16 protein-coding genes are annotated in these 17238 nt (G+C 55.1%); 2 read left to right on the top strand and 14 right to left on the bottom strand.

The window, feature by feature from the left end; genetic code table 11:
• Positions 1-6: 6 nt before the first annotated feature.
• The 4 genes from AC0LWT_RS31355 to AC0LWT_RS31340 all read right to left on the bottom strand — a co-directional run bounded on the left by AC0LWT_RS31355 (position 7) and on the right by AC0LWT_RS31340 (position 4251).
• Positions 7-993 carry a glycoside hydrolase family 43 protein gene (locus tag AC0LWT_RS31355; protein ID WP_474685220.1) on the bottom strand — a complete coding sequence of 329 codons (987 nt, stop codon included), beginning with the start codon at positions 991-993 and terminating at the stop codon, positions 7-9.
• Between the two features lie 46 nt (positions 994-1039).
• On the bottom strand, positions 1040-1885 hold the full coding sequence (locus AC0LWT_RS31350; protein WP_474685219.1) for a carbohydrate ABC transporter permease: 846 nt from the start codon (positions 1883-1885) through the stop codon (positions 1040-1042).
• A gap of 4 nt (positions 1886-1889) precedes the next feature.
• A complete protein-coding gene (locus tag AC0LWT_RS31345) occupies positions 1890-2807 on the bottom strand; it encodes a carbohydrate ABC transporter permease (RefSeq protein ID WP_474685276.1) in 918 nt (305 codons plus the stop codon).
• A 121-nt stretch (positions 2808-2928) separates the two neighbouring features.
• Entirely contained in the window at positions 2929-4251 is a 1323-nt protein-coding gene (locus tag AC0LWT_RS31340; protein WP_474685218.1) for an ABC transporter substrate-binding protein, read from the bottom strand.
• 299 nt (positions 4252-4550) lie between these two features.
• Between AC0LWT_RS31340 and AC0LWT_RS31335 the strand changes: the two genes are divergently transcribed.
• Positions 4551-5468, top strand: a complete 918-nt coding sequence (locus AC0LWT_RS31335; protein WP_474685217.1) for an ArsR/SmtB family transcription factor — start codon at positions 4551-4553, stop codon at positions 5466-5468.
• 874 nt (positions 5469-6342) lie between these two features.
• Here the strand turns inward: AC0LWT_RS31335 and AC0LWT_RS31330 are convergent.
• Positions 6343-7017: an oxidoreductase gene (locus tag AC0LWT_RS31330; RefSeq protein ID WP_474685216.1), complete on the bottom strand. Its 675-nt coding sequence runs from the start codon at positions 7015-7017 to the stop codon at positions 6343-6345.
• 14 nt (positions 7018-7031) lie between these two features.
• Entirely contained in the window at positions 7032-7829 is a 798-nt protein-coding gene (locus tag AC0LWT_RS31325) for an RDD family protein (protein WP_474685215.1), read from the bottom strand.
• Between the two features lie 59 nt (positions 7830-7888).
• Between AC0LWT_RS31325 and AC0LWT_RS31320 the strand changes: the two genes are divergently transcribed.
• Complete coding sequence (locus AC0LWT_RS31320; RefSeq protein WP_474685214.1) at positions 7889-8866, top strand: stage II sporulation protein M; 978 nt, start codon at positions 7889-7891, stop codon at positions 8864-8866.
• Here AC0LWT_RS31320 and AC0LWT_RS31315 read toward each other — a convergent pair.
• The 8 genes from AC0LWT_RS31315 to AC0LWT_RS31280 form a co-directional block, all read right to left on the bottom strand.
• Complete coding sequence (locus AC0LWT_RS31315) at positions 8863-10236, bottom strand: DUF58 domain-containing protein (RefSeq protein ID WP_474685213.1); 1374 nt, start codon at positions 10234-10236, stop codon at positions 8863-8865. The genes AC0LWT_RS31320 and AC0LWT_RS31315 overlap by 4 nt on opposite strands.
• Complete coding sequence (locus AC0LWT_RS31310; RefSeq protein ID WP_474685212.1) at positions 10187-11107, bottom strand: AAA family ATPase; 921 nt, start codon at positions 11105-11107, stop codon at positions 10187-10189. Before AC0LWT_RS31310 ends, AC0LWT_RS31315 begins: the two co-directional genes overlap by 50 nt.
• Before the next feature lie 5 nt (positions 11108-11112).
• A complete protein-coding gene (locus AC0LWT_RS31305) occupies positions 11113-12285 on the bottom strand; it encodes a DUF4350 domain-containing protein (RefSeq protein ID WP_474685211.1) in 1173 nt (390 codons plus the stop codon).
• Entirely contained in the window at positions 12269-12910 is a 642-nt protein-coding gene (locus tag AC0LWT_RS31300; RefSeq protein WP_474685210.1) for a DUF4129 domain-containing protein, read from the bottom strand. Before AC0LWT_RS31300 ends, AC0LWT_RS31305 begins: the two co-directional genes overlap by 17 nt.
• Positions 12903-13991 (bottom strand): glycerophosphoryl diester phosphodiesterase membrane domain-containing protein, encoded by a 1089-nt coding sequence (locus AC0LWT_RS31295; protein WP_474685209.1) that lies wholly within the window; start codon positions 13989-13991, stop codon positions 12903-12905. Before AC0LWT_RS31295 ends, AC0LWT_RS31300 begins: the two co-directional genes overlap by 8 nt.
• 79 nt (positions 13992-14070) lie before the next feature.
• Positions 14071-15672: a diguanylate cyclase gene (locus tag AC0LWT_RS31290; RefSeq protein ID WP_474685208.1), complete on the bottom strand. Its 1602-nt coding sequence runs from the start codon at positions 15670-15672 to the stop codon at positions 14071-14073.
• Between the two features lie 169 nt (positions 15673-15841).
• A complete protein-coding gene (locus AC0LWT_RS31285) occupies positions 15842-16489 on the bottom strand; it encodes a ThuA domain-containing protein (protein ID WP_474685207.1) in 648 nt (215 codons plus the stop codon).
• 31 nt (positions 16490-16520) lie between these two features.
• Positions 16521-17219 carry an SDR family NAD(P)-dependent oxidoreductase gene (locus AC0LWT_RS31280; protein WP_474685206.1) on the bottom strand — a complete coding sequence of 233 codons (699 nt, stop codon included), beginning with the start codon at positions 17217-17219 and terminating at the stop codon, positions 16521-16523.
• Positions 17220-17238 lie beyond the last annotated feature (19 nt).

The following is a 17238-nucleotide window of genomic DNA, read 5'->3' as shown; positions in this document are numbered from 1 at the left end:
GCTAGCCTAAACAGTCACGCCGTCCGCCGCCGGAATGCCGAAGTTCGGCGTGCCGTCGCTGTTCCAGCCCAACCTCTGCGCGCGGGCATGGCGGTTCGGATCGTACAGCGGATCGCCGTTGATTTCTTTATAATTGCGGGCGTGATAGACGAGTATATCCTCCGATCCGTCGGCGGAAACGGTGAAGCAATTGTGACCGGGGCCGTATTGTCCCGTCGCTTCGCTCGTGGCGAACACCGGAACAGGACTTTTGCTCCATGAGGCCGGGTCCAGCAGATCGCTGTCTTCCGATGCCGTCAGAAGCCCCATGCAATAGTTATAATCGGTAGCGCTGGCCGAATAGCTGATGAAAATTTTGCCGTTCTTGCGGATCACGGCCGGCCCTTCATTCACATGGAATCCGATAATTTCCCAATCGTATTCGGGCTTCGTAATCATCACCTGGCGGCCTCGAATCGTCCAGGGATTTTCCAGCGGGGCGATGTACAGGTTGGAATTCCCGGCAATCGCCGGGTCCCGCTGTGCCCATACGAGGTACCGGACTCCACGGTGATCGAACGTAGTCGCATCCAGCGAGAACGATTCCCAGTTCGCCTTCAGCTGGCCTTTTTCCACCCATTCGCCCTCCAGCGGATTGGCGGACTCGTTCTCCAGCACGAACATGCGGTGATCGAACAAGCCGTTATCCGTCTCCGCCGTTCTCGCCGCAGCGAAGTAAATGTACCATTTTCCGCTAATAAAATGGATTTCCGGCGCCCAAATGTTGGCGCTCATCGGACCGCTTTCGTACTTTCTCCATGCGACGACGGGCTCGGCCTGCGCCAGCGCCTGAATCGTCTTCGCTCTTCTAACCTCGATCCGGTCGTACTCCGGCACGGACGCCGTAAAATAATAATACCCGTCCGTATGGTTGAACACCCAGGGATCGGCCCGCTGCTCGATCATCGGATTTATGAATTGCTCTTTTTGTGCGCTTTTGTATTGTTCAGTCATGGTGGGTCCCTCTCTCCTCTTTGCTTATATGCTTCATTGTGCAGCGCTATCCCTTGACCCCGCCGATCGTCAGGCCGGATACGAAATAACGTTGGAAGAACACGAACAAAATTAAAATCGGCAGTATAGCCAGCACAGATCCCGCGATTAGGACATCATAGTTGTTGCCGTACGGCGTCAGCAGCGTGGAAAGGCCGATCGGCAGCGTAAACTTGTCGTTCGTGCGCAGGACGATCAAAGGCCACAGGAAATTGTTCCAACTGCCCATCGCCTGCAAAATCGTCATGGCGCCGAAAGCCGGGGCCATAAGCGGCACCATGATGCGGAAGAAAATGCCGTATTCCGAGCAGCCGTCCATGCGTCCCGCATCGAGAAAATCTTTGGGCAAGTCGGCCGCATACTGGCGGAAGAAAAAAATCGGCAGCGGAGCGACCGCAAAAGGCAAAATAACGCCGGCGACCGTGTTGATCAACCCGAGGCTGATCGTTAATTTGTACAGCGGAAGCATAATGATTTCGACCGGAATCATCATCACCAGCAAAACCATCGTGAATACCAAATTTTTGCCTTTAAAATTGTACTTGGCCAGCCCGTACCCGACCATCGAAGAAAAAAGCAGGCTCGCTGCGGTAAAAATGACCGTAATCAGCAGGCTGTTTTTGTACCAGTTAAAGTAGTTTTTGGCCGAGCCGGACAAAATGAACGAATAATTGCTGAGCCCCATGACGTCCCACTGCAGCTTAATGTTCAGCCCGTACCTGAGCAGCTCCTTGGAAGGCTTGAGCGACGCCAGCAAAAGCGCGTACAGCGGAAACAGCGAGGCAATGGCCAGAACGATAAAAAGAAGGAGCATCAGCACGGACGGAAGCGACCAGGAACTGCGTTCTTTCATACGTTTACTCCTCCTTTTTGAACAATCCGAAAGATTTGAGCTGCACCAGATTCACCAGCAAAGTGATGACGAGCAGCGTCAGGCCGATCGCCGAACCGAATCCGAGATTGTTGGACTCCAGCCCTTGCTTGTAAATGTAACCGATCATCGTCAGACCGATCTGATTGGGTGAATTGTTGCCGCCGAACATTGTGTAGCTCTCCACAAACATCGCATATCCGCCGTAAATGCTGATCGTGAGCACATAAATCGTGACCGGCTTCAGCAAAGGCAGCGTAATATTGCGGAACTTGTCCCAAACGCCCGCTCCGTCGATTTCGGCGGATTCGTACAGCTCCCCGGGAATGCTCTGCAGAGCGGACAAGAAGTACAAAATATTAATGCCGGTCCAGCGCCAAGCCGCCAGAACGATGAGCGCGAACATCGCCGTCCCCGAGCTTCTCAACCATTTTTCGCTTTCTAGCCCGATCAGATGCATGAAGGAGTTGAGCAGCGAACCGTCCAGTTCGCCAAAAATAAGCCGGAAAATCGTGCCCGCGACGACTACCGAAGTGAGCGCAGGAACAAACAGCGAGGCCCGGAAAAAATTGCGCGCCTTCATCATTTTCGAGTTCAAAAATACGGCGAGCACCAGCGGTCCCGGGATCAAAACGACCAGCGTCCAGAACGTATACTTCGTATTATTGAGCAGCGCTTTGAAAAAATCGGGATTCAGCAGCTTTTTGTAGTTTTCAAATCCGATGAACCGGGTGCTGCCCGGAAGCACCTCTTGAAAGCTCATCGTAATTGTAGATATGACAGGATAAGCGAAAAATATAATAAAAGACAGAACGAACGGCAGCACGAACACGTAAGGCGCCACTTTTTGCGAGTACAGCAGCTTGCTTCCGGCAGTGCGCCCGCGCTCGGCCGTCACGGTCATTTGACTGGTTTCCACAGCGGCCCACCTCCCTAACCAAGGATAATCACCGGCTTTGCCGGAGCAAGCAGGAGCCTGCGCGCGCAAAGCCAGTGATCTTGAACATTCGTAAAGCCAGGAAGCGTTACTTGCGCAGCTCGCCGGCTACATCTTTCAAAGTTTGGGCGGCATCTTTGCCGTCCTGCAGCACGCTCGGCATGATTTTCGTCTTCACCGCGTCGGATGCGGCCGGAATTTTTTCGCCGACATGGACCGGATAGATTTCGTCTTTTACCGATTCAAGCACTTTGAAAATGTCTTTGCCGAAAAACTGGGTGAATTTGTTGTCCTCTTTCAGCTCCGGCATGCTCCATACTTCTATGCGGATCGGGTCAAAGCCAAGCTGCTTCCAAATTTGGATGTTGCCTTCCTTGGACAGCTTCGCGTAGGACAGGAACTGCATCGCCAGCTGCTGGTTTTTCGACTGCTTGGTGACCGCCGTACCCGTACCGCCCATGCCTGCGGAGCGGAATTGGCCTTTTTCCCATACAGGCATCGGCTTGATGATGATTTTGCCTTTCAAATCCGGCATATAGTCGGTGAACCGTCCCATGTACCACATCGGCATCCAGACCGAAGCCGCCCCGCCTTTGTTCATGAAGCCGTAGTATTCTTCGGCATGATGGCCGCCGCCCGGCGCGGGAACCGCGATTTTGTCTTTCACCAGCTGCTGCAAGTACTGCAGCGTTTTTGTGTTCACTTCGTTGTCGAGAGTGACTTTGCCGTCTTTATCGAGGTAGTCGGACTTTTGCTGGGAAATCAGCGGCCAGAACGACCACTGGTCGGCCGTTTCGACCGTCGTCATCGGCTTGCCGGTGGCGGCCAGCACTTTTTTGCCCGCTTCCGCGTAGTCGGCCCAGGTGACGATCGAATCCGGGTTGACGCCGGCTTTATCGAGAATTTCTTTATTGTAATAAATAACGGCTGCGCCTACGTGGAAGTCGATGCCGTAATATTTGCCGTCTTTGGCGTAAATTTCGACCCTGGATTTCACGATGTTTTTCAGCTCGGGTTCCACGATTTCGTTGAGCTCTGCAAGTTGCGGAGTTCCTTTCAGGTAGTTGGGAAATTTGCTGATCTCAATGTCGGCCAAGTCCGGTGCTCCCGTGCCCGATTGCAGGGCGACCAGCAGCTTGTTGTGCATATCGTCGTACGGCAGCGTATCCGCCTGCAATTCGATCTGCTTGTCAGGATTCGCCTTGTTCCACGTCTCCGCCATACTTTGATAAAACTTGGCATGCAGCTCGTTAAACGTCCAAAGCACCAATTTCGTTGATCCGCCCGGTTTGGAGCCCCCGGATTCGCCGGTGCCCGCACTGCTACTGCTACTGCTACTGCTGCTGCACCCCGATAAAACTGTGACCATACAGAGAACCAACAATGCCGCAATCATAAACGCCTTCCTCATTCGATCCTTCCCCCTTTTCATGGATAAAAACGAAAGCTGCATGGTGTGTGCTCATGATGTTTTAATTTAGTCAAACTTAAATCATTTCAAATTTATATTATTTTTACTTTATATTTTTGTCAAGAAAAATTTGAATACGCTTTCTTTCTCGCTTTATATGACATCAACTATTCGAATAGCGCATGTTTAACGACATGAAATCGCTTATATGATTATCCGCGTAAAATATTTAACGGATAGCTTTCTTTATTTTCGGCCATCAATTATAATAAATCTAAAATAAAAAAGGGGATTATTGGATGATATATATAAAAGAATTGCGATCTGGTTTAAATATATTTAAAGCATTAAGCTCTGAAATCCGGATCGAGATTCTGGAACTGCTGGCGAAAAATCAGAGTTTGAACCTAAACGACCTGGCCGGCAAGCTTAAATTGACGAACGGCGCGATCACGATGCATATCAAAAAGCTGGAAGAAAGCGGATTGATCGAAATCAACACCGCGGTCGGCAAGCACGGCATTCAGAAAATCTGCTATCTGAACGAAGAAAAGCTGATGGTCGACCTGCGCAGCAAAGAAATCGACAACCTGTACGAAGTGAACATCAAGGTCGGCCACTACAGCAACTATCAGGTGCTCCCGACCTGCGGTCTGGCGACCAAGGACAGCATCATCGGCGATTTCGACGACCCACGGTATTTTGCCGATCCGCAGCGGATCGACTCCCAGATCATTTGGCTCTCGGAAGGGTTTCTGGAGTACCGGATACCGAACTATTTGAAACCGAATCAAAGCTTCAAAGAGATTCAGTTTTCCATGGAATTAGGCTCGGAAGCGCCGGGCTACTGCAACAACTATCCGTCCGACATTTATTTTTACGTCAACGGCCGCGAGATCGGCTTCTGGACCAGTCCCGGCGACTTCGGAGACACCCGCGGAACGTTCAACCCGGACTGGTGGCCGCCGCACCTGAACCAATACGGCATGCTCAAGCTGATCCGCATCAACGAGGAAGGAAGCTTTATCGACGGCTGCCGCATTTCCGACGTCACGCTGGCGGACATTCAACTCGATTACAAAAGCGAGCTCAACTTCAAAATGGCAGTCGACGAGAAGTCCAAAAACAAGCGCGGCCTCACCATTTTCGGGCAAAACTTCGGCAACTATAACCAGGATCTGCTCGCGCGGGTGCTTTACACGAACCACGAAGAGTAAGGCTTTCCGCAAACGCAGCAGGCGCCCCGTACGGCTCGCACAGGGCCGGCGGGTACAGCTTGCCAGGCCGCAAAACCTGTGAAAGTCCCCCATGCCGCTGGGCGGTACTTCTCCTTCACGGGTTGCTGAAGTGGGGGGCTCTACTCTTCTGCCACGGGTTGCGGTGCTGAAGTGGGGGGCTCTACTCTTCTGCTCGGGTTGCGGAGCTGAAGTGGGGAGGCTCTACTCTTCTGCCTCCGGTTGCGGAGCTGAAGTGGGAGCACTACTCTACTACTCGGGTTGCGGAGTTGAAGTGGGGGGCTCTACTCTTCTGCCACGCGGGTTGCGGAGCTGAAGTGGGGGGCTCTACTCTTCTGCCTCCGGTTGCGGAGCTGAAGTGGGGGGGCACAAGGCGGCTTGGCAGGGAAAAACCTGCGAAAGTGCAGTTTTTTTCCGTAAAAGTGGTTCATTTTGGCGAAAAGCCTGCAATTGTGCAGGAATTTTCGCTGAAAATGAATCTGAGCCCACAATAACGGCGAAAAACCTGCACAATTGCAGGAATTTTTCGTACCCAGCGTTTCAACCGAGCAAAAACTGTACTTTTGCTGGTTTTTTTTCGCGCAAACAGGCAGATTGGCTACCAGCACTGGCACGTGGGGTTCTAGGCAGCCTGCAATTGTGCAGGAATTCCCGTTCACGATGGGGCTTGGCTTGCATTTTAGCGGAAAAGACTGCACTGCAGATTTGCAGGAACCATTCGGGGCAAGCGCATCTAAGAGTAGAAAGATGCACTTCTGCAGACTTTCTGCAGCTTTCCGCTCGTATGGCAGAGCCTCGCAAATAAAAATAGGACGAAGCAGCCCTCTTTGCTTCGTCCTATTTTTAACTCAGCTCCTTACGGATTGGCGGCATGAAAGCTCGCGATTTCGTCGGAGCTGTACACGATGTGACTCCGGCTTTGGCGGAGAGCCGACTTCATCATCGCGCCGGCGATAGAAGCCGCCGGGATCGGTCTGTACGGCCGCAGCGCGCCGACCATAAGCGGGGTCAGCAGCTTCGATGCAGCCGCTGCGAACTTCTCGCCCGGACGGCGCTCCGCGCGCTCCCCGAGAATTAAAGAAGGCCGCAAAATGTGGAGCGCCTTCAAGCCAAGCTGCCGCAGCCCCTCTTCCACCTCGCCCTTGACCCGGTTGTAAAAAAAGGCGGAGCCGCGGTCGGCCCCCATCGCGGTCACGATGACGAAAACCGCAGCTCCGTACTTCTGCGCCAGCTCTCCCAGCCTCATGGGATAGTCCTGGTCAACTTTGCGGAACTGCTCCTGGCTCCCCGCAACTTTGATCGTGGTCCCGAGCGCGCAAAAAATATGCGCTCCCTGCACCTCGTCCTCGGCGAGCGCGCTGTCCAAACGATCATAATCGACAATCCGCTGGATCAGTTTGTCATGCTGCAGCTCAATGCGCCTTCTCACAAGCGCAATGACCTTGTCATACGCTTCGCTCGCGAGCAGCAGCCGGACAAGCTCCCGTCCGACAAGTCCCGTTGCTCCGGCGACGACAGCCGTATATCCCATACCAAAGCCCCCTTTTACACTTCCCAATCGTCACGAAGCAGTTCGTACAAAGCGATCAAATACGCGGACAGATCAAAATAAAGCAGAAGATCATGCTCCAATTTGGCGGCAAAATGCCGGGCTATCGGCTCACTGAGCTCCCGGAGCCTCGTTTCGTGCATAGTGGGCAAGCTTTCGATCCAACTGTTTAGCAGCCTCCAATCATCGACCGTGATCGTCCGCTTCAAGGATTCGTCCAATACAAGATGGGGGATGGCGCTTCTCCTTTTGGCAATTTCCTTATCGATGACGGATCTGCGTTTGGACCGTTCTTTCCCGGCTTCAACCACGACGATCGTGCCTGCGACCATATCCCCGATCCGCTTGTCGCGGGAACTGAAGAGCATCGCTACGCCCCCCAGGAAATAGCCGCTTGGCAGCATGTCAAGAAGCCGGAACAAGTTGCGTATAAGAATGGACAGGAAAGTCGGGGATTGCCCGTTATTTTGCAGGACGCGCAGTCCGCATATCCGTTTTCCCGGGGTCTGGCCGCCCATGAAAGCTTCCGTGCAAACTACATATCCCAAGTTGATGACGACAAAAAATATGATGCAAAAAGCCAGCACATAATCGCTCAGCTCCGGGAACCATTCCCCTGTATACATCCGGCTCCCGCCGATCACAAACAAGACAAGAAGCGTATTGACCGCGCCAAGTATAAGGCTGTCGAGCAAGTGCGCCAGCGCTCTGCTGCCCAACCCGGCGGTTTGAAATTGCAGCTGCACCTGTTCGGGAGTCGTAATCGTCAGTTTTTTATCCGTGGCCTCGTTCATAGCATCTCCTCGCGGTTCCAAAATTATGGTAAAATAAAGTACAAATCAAGGGGGTACTCATGGAACTTTCACGTTTTATAAAAGAAAACAAGTCGCTGTGGACAGAGCTTGAAGAGCTGCTGGACCAGCTCGGAAAACGCAAAAAGTCGCTTCAGGCGAGCCAGTTGGACCGTTTTGCCGAATTGTACAAAGCAGTTTCGTCCCATTTGGCGACGATGCAGACTTATCGGCCGGACGGTGAAACGGCGGTATATTTGAACCACCTCGTCTCCCGGGCCCACAACGCCATGTATAAGGAAAACAACAAAAGCAGCACACAGTTGAAAGAGTTTTTCCTGCATTACTTTCCTTCGCTCATTCAAGCCAGGAGCTGGTTTGTCGCCGCAGCGCTGCTGCTGTTCGTGATTGGGGGTCTGCTCGGTTTTTTGTCGGTCCGCAGCGATCCGCTGAATTTGTATCTGATCATGCCCGGACAGATGGCCGACAGCATCGATCCTTCCAAAACGGCCGATCCGCGCGGCGATCTGCACAGCCCGCTCGTTTCGACGACCATTATGACCAACAACATCCGCGTCGCCGTTCTTGCCTTCATCAGCGGCGTTACGCTTGGCATCGGAACCGTCTATCTGATGATCAGTAACGGGCTGCTCGTCGGCGCGCTGGCCGCCGTATTCATGCAATCCGGCAAAAGCTACGTGTTTTGGGCGTATATTTTGCCCCATGGCATCATCGAGCTTACGGCTATCTTTATCGCAGGCGGAGCAGGCCTGTATATGGGCTACCGCTTCTTCGTCCCGGGCCCGTTTCCGCGCAAGCACCGGTTCCTCGAATCGGCCAAGGAATCGGCGCAGCTGCTGATCGGAACGATTCCGCTATTCGTCATCGCCGGCATCATCGAAGGCTATATCACGCCGTCCACGCTTTCTCTGGAGGTCAAGTACATCATAGCCGGCGGAACTTTGCTGATCCTCGCGCTCTATTACGTGTACGGCATTGGCAAACGGAACGCTTCGAAGCACGCAGAAGTGCAAATTTAAAGAGCGTCCGAGGACTTCAGATCCAGATACGCATTTACCGCGCCAAGCGTCAATTGGTCGGCCGGGACATCCATCACGGGGATGCCCCGGGCGGCCATTTTCGTTGCATACTCCTGCCGGTCCGACGTAAATTTGTGGGCGATGCTCTGAATGTAAGCCTGCCGGCTGCTTTCCGCCCGGATGCGGGCCCAATCATGCAGCAGCGGATCGCTGAGCGACAGCAGCAGCACATGATGCACTCTGCGAAGCCGAAGCGCGTAAGGCATCAGCTCCCTGTCGTACAAATAGCTCTCCATATCGGAAAATAGCACGACCAGCGAGCGTTTTTTCAAATACCGCAGCAAATAAGCCATCGCCGTCTGATAAGACGACTCGACAAAATCGGTCCGCAGGTCGTACACCGCGCGCGTCAGCTCCTGCAAATGAGGCAATCCTTTGCCCGGCGGAACGTACACCTTGACACGGCTTGAAAAAGCGAGCAGCGATACTTGATCCCCCTGCTTGAGAGCTACCGCCGCAAGGGTCAAAGCGGCCTCCAGCGTGCGGTCCAGCTTTACCTGGCCGTCCAGCTCGATGCCCATCTGCCTGCCGCAATCGAGCACGAGCGTGACGATCTTCCCTCTTTCCGGCTGGTACAGGTTCGTCATCAGCTTCGCTGCGCGGGCGGACGCCTTCCAGTTCATATGCCGCACATCGTCTCCCTGCACGTAATCGCGGATATAGTGAAACTCCGAGCCGCTTCGCTGTCTTTTATAAATCCGCTGCCCTTCCAAAATGAGCGTATCCTGCGCTGCGCCCAATACGCCTCTGACCCCTGACAGATCGGGATAAATCTCGATCGTATCCGGGCATTCCAACCGAACTTGCTTTTTCCAAAGACCAAGACCGCCCCAATAGCGGAGATAGACGTGTTCCAGCGTATATTTACCGCGTTCGAGCGCCATGGCCGTATACAAAAACGAAGCTTCCGCTCCGTCCATCCGGCCGCTCAAACAATTGCGCACTGCGCTAAACACAGCGGGCAAATCGTCGTTCAGTTCGATATGTACCGATTGCGGCTGCGCAGCGCGCAGCTCCAGCCCCACTTCAAAACCCTGTCTGACATCCATCCGTTCCGGCAGCCGCCTGTTCACGTTCCAGACGCTTCGTCCGGGCAGCAGCAGCAAATCCACGGCGCTCAGGACGATCAACAGCGCATTGAAGCTCAAAAATACAGGCATTCCCTGGCCGAATATGTACCCCGCTATCGTCACCGCCGCTCCGGCCGATGCGAAAGCGATCATCCGCCCGGTCGGGAGGATGAAGTCCTTAAGCAGAAATTTATCGAGGAACCGGAATAGAGCCGAGCGTTTCTTGGATAATCTGGTCACTGCTGCCGCCCTCCAATTCCGCCTGCGGCGTCAGGAGCAGCCTGTGCCTCAGCGCCGGCCGCGCCACAAGCTTGATGTCATCGGGCGTTACATAGGTTCTGCCGTCCAGCAGCGCCCATGCTTTGCTCGCCATCAGCACCGCGATGCCCGCCCGCGGACTTGCGCCCAGTTGAACCCGTTGGGATTCGCGCGTTTTGCGGATCAGCGTCGATATGTACGCATACAAAGAATCCTCTACGACAACGTCGGCAAGCTGCCTTTGCAAAGCCTGAATCCGCTCCGGCGTGAAAACCGGCTGCAGCGTCTGCTCTGTCTCCACGCGGAAAGGCACGTGGCTGCGCAAAATGTCCACTTCCGCTTCTTCGCCGGGATAGTCCAGCACGAGCTTGAACAGAAAGCGGTCCAGCTGCGCTTCCGGCAAAGGATACGTTCCCTCGTACTCGACCGGATTTTGAGTCGCGATGACGAAGAACGGGTCAGGCAGCTTGTAGGTAGTCCCTTGGATCGTCACCTGCCGCTCCTCCATCGCTTCCAGCAGCGCGGCCTGCGTCTTCGGCCCCGAACGGTTGATCTCGTCGGCAAGCAGCACATTCGTGAAGACAGGCCCCTGGATCGTCGAAAACGTATTGTCCTGCATATGATAAATGACGCTTCCGGTAATATCCCCGGGCATCAAATCCGGCGTAAATTGTATGCGGCGGTAGTCGGCTCCCGACAATTGCGCCAAAGTCCGGGCCATCTTCGTTTTGCCGAGTCCCGGCACACCTTCCAGCAGCACATGTCCGCCGGCCACCAGCGCCGTCACCAGCAGCCGGATATTGAGCTTTTGTCCGTACAGCCGCTGCTCCATCGCTTCCACTAATTGTTTCATCTCGCTCACTCCTTCTCCAGGCAGGCGATCATTTCGCCCATCTCACGCGTTCGCTCTACGAACGCTTTTGCGTTCCGGCCCGGGCTTTGATTCGCCCGGGACTCATCCTCCAGCAGGCGGACAAGCCGCGCCGCCTGCGCTTCAGGCAGGCGGGCGCGCGCAGCGGCTTCCGCCTGCCGGGTGTCGGCGCCGGGGCTCAGCCCCCAGCGCCGGGCCAGCAGCAGCCGCAGGAAGCGCTGCTGGTGGCGCAGCGCCTCGTCGCGGTAGCCGAGGCGCTCATACCAGGCGGCGACGGCTTGCAAGCCCTCGTCGCCGCGCCGTACCGTCCACGCCCGCGGCGTGTGGACGGGGCCGAAGCGCTTGCCGCGCAGCCAGAGCCACAGCAGCAGCGCGAGGCCGAGCTGCGCGCTGGCGAGCACGAGCCACGCGGGGTAGACGGCCAGCAGCCCGGGCTTCGTCCCGTAGCCGTGGTGGGTCTCGTCGACCCACACGGCGTTCCACGACTTCCCGAACAGCGGCCACATCAACTCAAAATGGGAATGTTCCAAAATCTTCCCATTGAACAACCACTCCGGCGTCAGCACGACGGTCATGCTGCCGGCTCCCACCTGCATGCGGCCCGCCAGCGCGCCGGCGTCGTCGGAGAACAGCGCCGTCATGCCGCCGCCCGGCTTGATCCGGTACGGCGTACTCACCTCGCCGGACAAGCCGCCGCCTTGCGCATATTCCGGCGCCGCGGTCAAAGCGCGCACCGCTGCAGCGCCGCTGTCCGAGCCGCCGGATTTCGCAGCGGCCGTGTCCGCTTTCCCGTCGATCCGCAGCGTCTCAACGTCTTGCCAGCCTTGCGGCTGCCGGTCCACCAGCACGAAATCGTTCCCTTGCTCGACCCATTCCAGCACTTTTTCGCGATCCGCCTTCGTGACGGCTTCGGGTCCGATGGCGACGAGCAGCATCCCGCTCCCGGCGGGCAAATAGTTCCATCCGAGCCGCCATTCCTTGACGGCCGGCTGCTTTTGCTCCAACAGCTCCCGCCATGCTTTCGTGCCGTCGCGGTCTGCCGAGAACGACAAATACGGCGGCTGATTGGGCGCTTGCGGCTTCACGATCCAGTATCCGAGCACGAAGAAGAGAAGAACGCTGACGGCGAACCCCGCATACAGCTTATTCAGCCCTTTCATGCGAGCCCCCCTCTCTGTCCATCACTTGTGTGACCCGATCGTAGATGAAAGCGAACTGTTCCTCCGTCACATCCGCCTTGCCGTACCAGATCCGTTCGAAAACCAGGGAACTGTCCTGAAACAAAGGGACGAGCGCAGGCTCCGTACCCGCAAGCTCGTCGGCGTACTCCCAGTTCGTCTTCCATTTTTCCACGCGGATGCTGCGGCTCGCTTCCAAATAAAACAGCAGGGAAAGGAACGCCGCGCGCACGCCTTCCCGCCAATTCCCCGCAGCTCTGAACTCCGCAGCCTGCCGCCAATAATCCCGGTAGGAACGGTTCATTTCGCCTTCCGGCAAATAGGCCGCGGAACGGATGCGCTTTTGCCTGATAATCTGCCTGGAGAACCAGTAGATGGCGTAAGCGGCCACACCGAGCAAAATGAGCAGGAAACCGATCGTCAAGACATCCCCTGTGCCTTGCGAGAGATGGAACTCCGGAAAATAGCTCATCAGCTTGCGCAGCAGCGATTTCACCCAATCCCAGAACGAGCTGCTCTCCGGCCGGTTATAGACGGTGTATTCGTGTTTTTCCAATATTTCCCTTAAACGCTCTTTATCTTCGGAGACTTGAACGGCGCTATTCATGCTTTTTATCCGTATCCTCCGGCTGTCCGTCCTCGCCTTGCTCCGGTTCCTCGTTCCGCTTTTTGTCAAGCACGATCGGCGCAAGCGTAGCGGATGAATCCGACCAAGGGTCAGGCGGATGGATGACGCTCTCCATCATCGTTTCAACCCCTAAACCTTCGTTGCGGACTTTCAGGTCAAAAAAACTGACGGCATAAGGAAGCAGCCAAAGCGGCGAGACGAGCAGACTGAACAAGCTGGTCACCAGTTGTGCGGTCAGTCCGACCCCGAGCAGGACAGTGATCAGCGCTTGAACGACGCCCACGAACAAGTACAAAATGAGAGAAAGCACGAAAAACATCCCGAACAGCCGCCAGAAGTTTTTGCGGGTAAGTCTCCAGCTTGCCTTCAAACCGAGTTCATCGTCGCCGCTTGCCACTACAGGCAAATAATAGATCCAACGGGTGAGGAAATAAATCAGCGTGAAAAAAAATCCGAGGAACACCACAACGAAAAAAACGATCAGCCAGACGGTCATACCGGCTCCCGAACCGCCAATAGCCCCGGAGACGCCTGCTCCTAACGTAAAGATAAGGACGAGAATAAGAAGAACAATAGCACAGCCGAAATATATGCCGAAAATGATCAGTCCGTAGAGAAATGTGCTTCCGACCATCGGCCAAAATCTGCGGAAAGCCTTCTTCAGAAGCGCTGTGGGTCCAGGCACTTCTTCCCCGAACAGCTCCGCCTTCACAAGATGAACGACAGATGCCACGGATGCCGGCATAAGCCCCAGCAAGAACAGCGGCAGCAGCAGCATGAGAAGCGACAACTTTTTCAACATTTCCGCAGGCGGCTCATTTTGCTGCATCGCAGCTGTGGACTGCAGGATGTCCTCCCAGGAAGCTCCGTCCATAAGCTGTTGGAACATGGAATTGGATACCGACGACTCCTGAGAAAGCAATAAACTTTGCAGCAAATAAATCGGCCCGTATAAAATCAACATAATCAATGTCAACTTCACAAAATGCTTGCGGTACAATTGGAAGCTGCGATCCAATATTCTTCCGATACCGATTGGCCTCAGCGGCGTGCTTAACATGGAAATCCCCCTAAAAATGGTAATTGTGACGACTCTCTGCCTATTATACACGAAACTTCCGATATTCCGACCAACAAATTTACAGCGCCAGCTCCACCCGGTTGCGGCCGCCCGCTTTCGCCCTGTACAGCGCATGATCCGCGCGGGCCACCATATCCTCCAGCGCCGCCAAGGCGGTTTCCGGCTGCGCGGCATATCCGGCAATGCCCATGCTGGCCGTGATCGGAACAGCCAATCGGTCTTCCTCGAACGGCTCGTTCATGATGCGCATTCTCAAGCTTTCAGCCAGCTTTCGGCTGTCTTCCGTATTTCGATTCAGCGCCAGCACGATAAACTCCTCGCCGCCGTAGCGGGCGACAATCGTATCGTCGCCGGCGTACCGGCTGAGCAGCAGCGCTACATGGCGCAGCACGCGGTCTCCGACCGGATGTCCGTACGTGTCGTTTATTTTTTTGAAATGATCGATGTCGACCATAATGGCCGAGCAGTTTTGCCCCGACGCGATGCATGCGCTCAGCCGGTTGCCGCCCTCCAGCATCATATAGCGGCGATTGAAAATTTCCGTCAGCTGATCGACAAGCGCGGAATGCTCCAAAAGCGTGATATTGGCTTTGAGCTTGCTGGCCATCAAATTGTACGTATTGCAAAGCTGCCGGAGTTCGATCGGCGCCTCTTTGATATTGTCGGGATTGATGTAGTAATCGTAATTCCCGTTTTGTATGATTTTCGTGCCCTTCAGCAAGTAGCCGATCGGCCTCTCCAATCGGGATACGACGTTAACGGTTGCCGCGAAGCTGAGAACGAGAGCGATCAAGGTGATGCAGATGACGGTGATCAGGAGCTGGTCCAGCTTTTCAAACACTTCGTTTTCGGTAATTTCACTGACGACGATCCAGTTTTTGCCTGGCGTCCATTGATATTGGCCGTACACTTTTTGCCCGTGAAAGCCTGTATACGCCTCGGTCACTTGCCCGTTATTTTGAGCCTGGCGCAAAAGTTCCGTATCCATCAGCAGACTTGTTTCGGCTTTGTCCGTTTCTGAAGTCGTGACGATTCTGCTGCGCTTGTCCAAAATATAAACTTCCCCCGTCTGGCCGAAGCTTAGCTGCTTCATCAATGTGTCCAACAGTTCGATCGTCACGGTTCCGATGATGGCCCCGGCAAATTTCCCGTTCGCGTCAAGCACCGGCGATGAAAAAGTGATGATATCTTTTCCGTCCGCTTTCGACCTCAACACGCCGGTGATGAAATCTTTGTTCTCCAGCGCCGCCGCAAAATATTCCCGGTCCCCCAAATAGATCGATTGGCCCGGATTCGCCACCGACCTGAAGAAGCCGTCCTTGTCCACGTAAGCGATGTTTTCAAAATCGGTATGAACGCGTGCGTAAGCTAAAATCTCATTATTCAGTTGGGCAATTCGGTTATTTCTGGCGTTATCGGAAAGAGCGAACCTTTTGATCGTATCCATCCGCTCCTGGCTCCACTGTTCTATGTACAAACTTTGAAAAGCTACGATTTGCTTCAACTGGCTTCTGGTCTCGGACAGCCGGTCCTTTTTTTCGGTAAAATAAAAAGATAGAATGATAGCGAAGCCTAAAGCAACAATAACGGTTCCTATCCACAGCTGAAACCTTTGCTTAATGGTTTTATTTACAAAAAACGAATTCATTCGTCGGATCAAAGCGCTGTCCCTCTCTTTTGTCTTAATCCTTTCATTATAGCTCATTTCTTGGTGAAAAAAGGATACGTGTCTCCTAAATTCCGACAATTTACGCAAAAAAAATACCCCGCCAGAGAGAAGCGCTTCTGCTTCTTTCGGTATGGGGTTTGTTTTTCTTCGTTTTTCCCGGCTATTCGCCGCGGCACCATCCGATGCAGGCAGCCAGCAGCCGCAGCGCGGCAGGGTCGTTCAAGCCGGCTTCCGTATGGGCGGGAGTCAGGCAGCATACCCGGCCGCGGCCCGATTCGTGCTTCCAGCCGGCAACCGACGCGCCGTCCTTCGAGGCGGACAGCAAAAACACTTCGGTGCGCTCCCGGTCGCAGTGAACGAAATAATGCTCGTCGGCGAACGTAAAGGACGAATCCCGCTCGTCCCCGCCGCCTGTCCGGGTATATGTAACGGCGCTGTGCCGCTCCGGATGGTATTCGAAATAGCCGCGAAGCATGCGGACATAAGCGCCTTCGACCGGGTAGGAGGCCAGTCCGGAATGCCAGGCCAGCCAGCCTCCTCCCGCTTCCACGTAGCGAACGACGGCAGCGGCCGTCTCTTCCGTCATCCAGTTGTTCACCTCGTCGTCCTGCGGGTTCAGCCTGTCCTCTTTGAAAAGAACGACCGCATCCGGGTTATCCCGCAGGGCGCCGGCCAGCTCATCCTCGCCGCAAAAATCGATCTGCAGGGAACCGTCTTGCAGCTGCGGCTGCAAAGCGGACAGAAGTGCGCGCCTGATCGGCTCTTGCGGGTGATAGTAATCTCCTACGACGGCAACAATCCGACTCATATAGTCCTCCTCGTATGCGTATCCGTATTCGTTAGAGCGGCATGGGCCGTCCGGCATGATCGACGAACACGGCATCGTGCGCGACCGCTGTCGTGCCGTCCAGCAGGCCGAGAATGCCTGCGGCCGCGGCGGCCGGATCGCCCGGAGCGGACTCGCCGCCCATATCCGTCCGAATCCATCCCGGATGGACCGCGAATACCCGCACCCCATCCTCCTGCAAATAGCGTCTCAACTGCAGCGAAAAATAATTGAGCGCGGCTTTCGACAGCGCATACGGGTAGTCGCCCCCGTAAGCTCCGGCCATGCTGCCCGCTTCGGAGCTGATGTTGACGACCCTCGCCTGCGCGCCTTTGGCGACAAGCGGCAAAAAGTGCTTGGCCACAAGCAGCGGGCCGAACAAGTTAACGGCAAACGAGTCGGCAACGTCGGACATCTCCAGCTCTTCGATCGCGGCGGAACGGCCCAGCAAAATCGCCGCGTTGTTGACAATCGCGTCGAGCGCCGCTCCGCTTTCGCGCAAAGCTTGCGCGGCGGCGGCCACGGACGCTTCCTCGGTGACATGAAGCGCGACCGGTATGACCCGTTCCGGGCATCGTCCATGAAGCGCTTTCAAATCAGCGGCCGATTCCAGATCGCGGACGCCCGCATACACCGTGTGCCCCCGCTCCGCACAAAGCTCCGCCAACGCGAAGCCCAGGCCGCGATTCGCGCCTGTAATGAAAATATTCAAAGGAATCCCCCCGCTTTAT

It is taken from the genome of Paenibacillus sp. sgz302164, assembly GCF_056120505.1.
The sequence above is the reverse complement of the archived record's forward strand: the minus strand, read 5'-3'. Positions and strand labels throughout refer to the sequence as shown.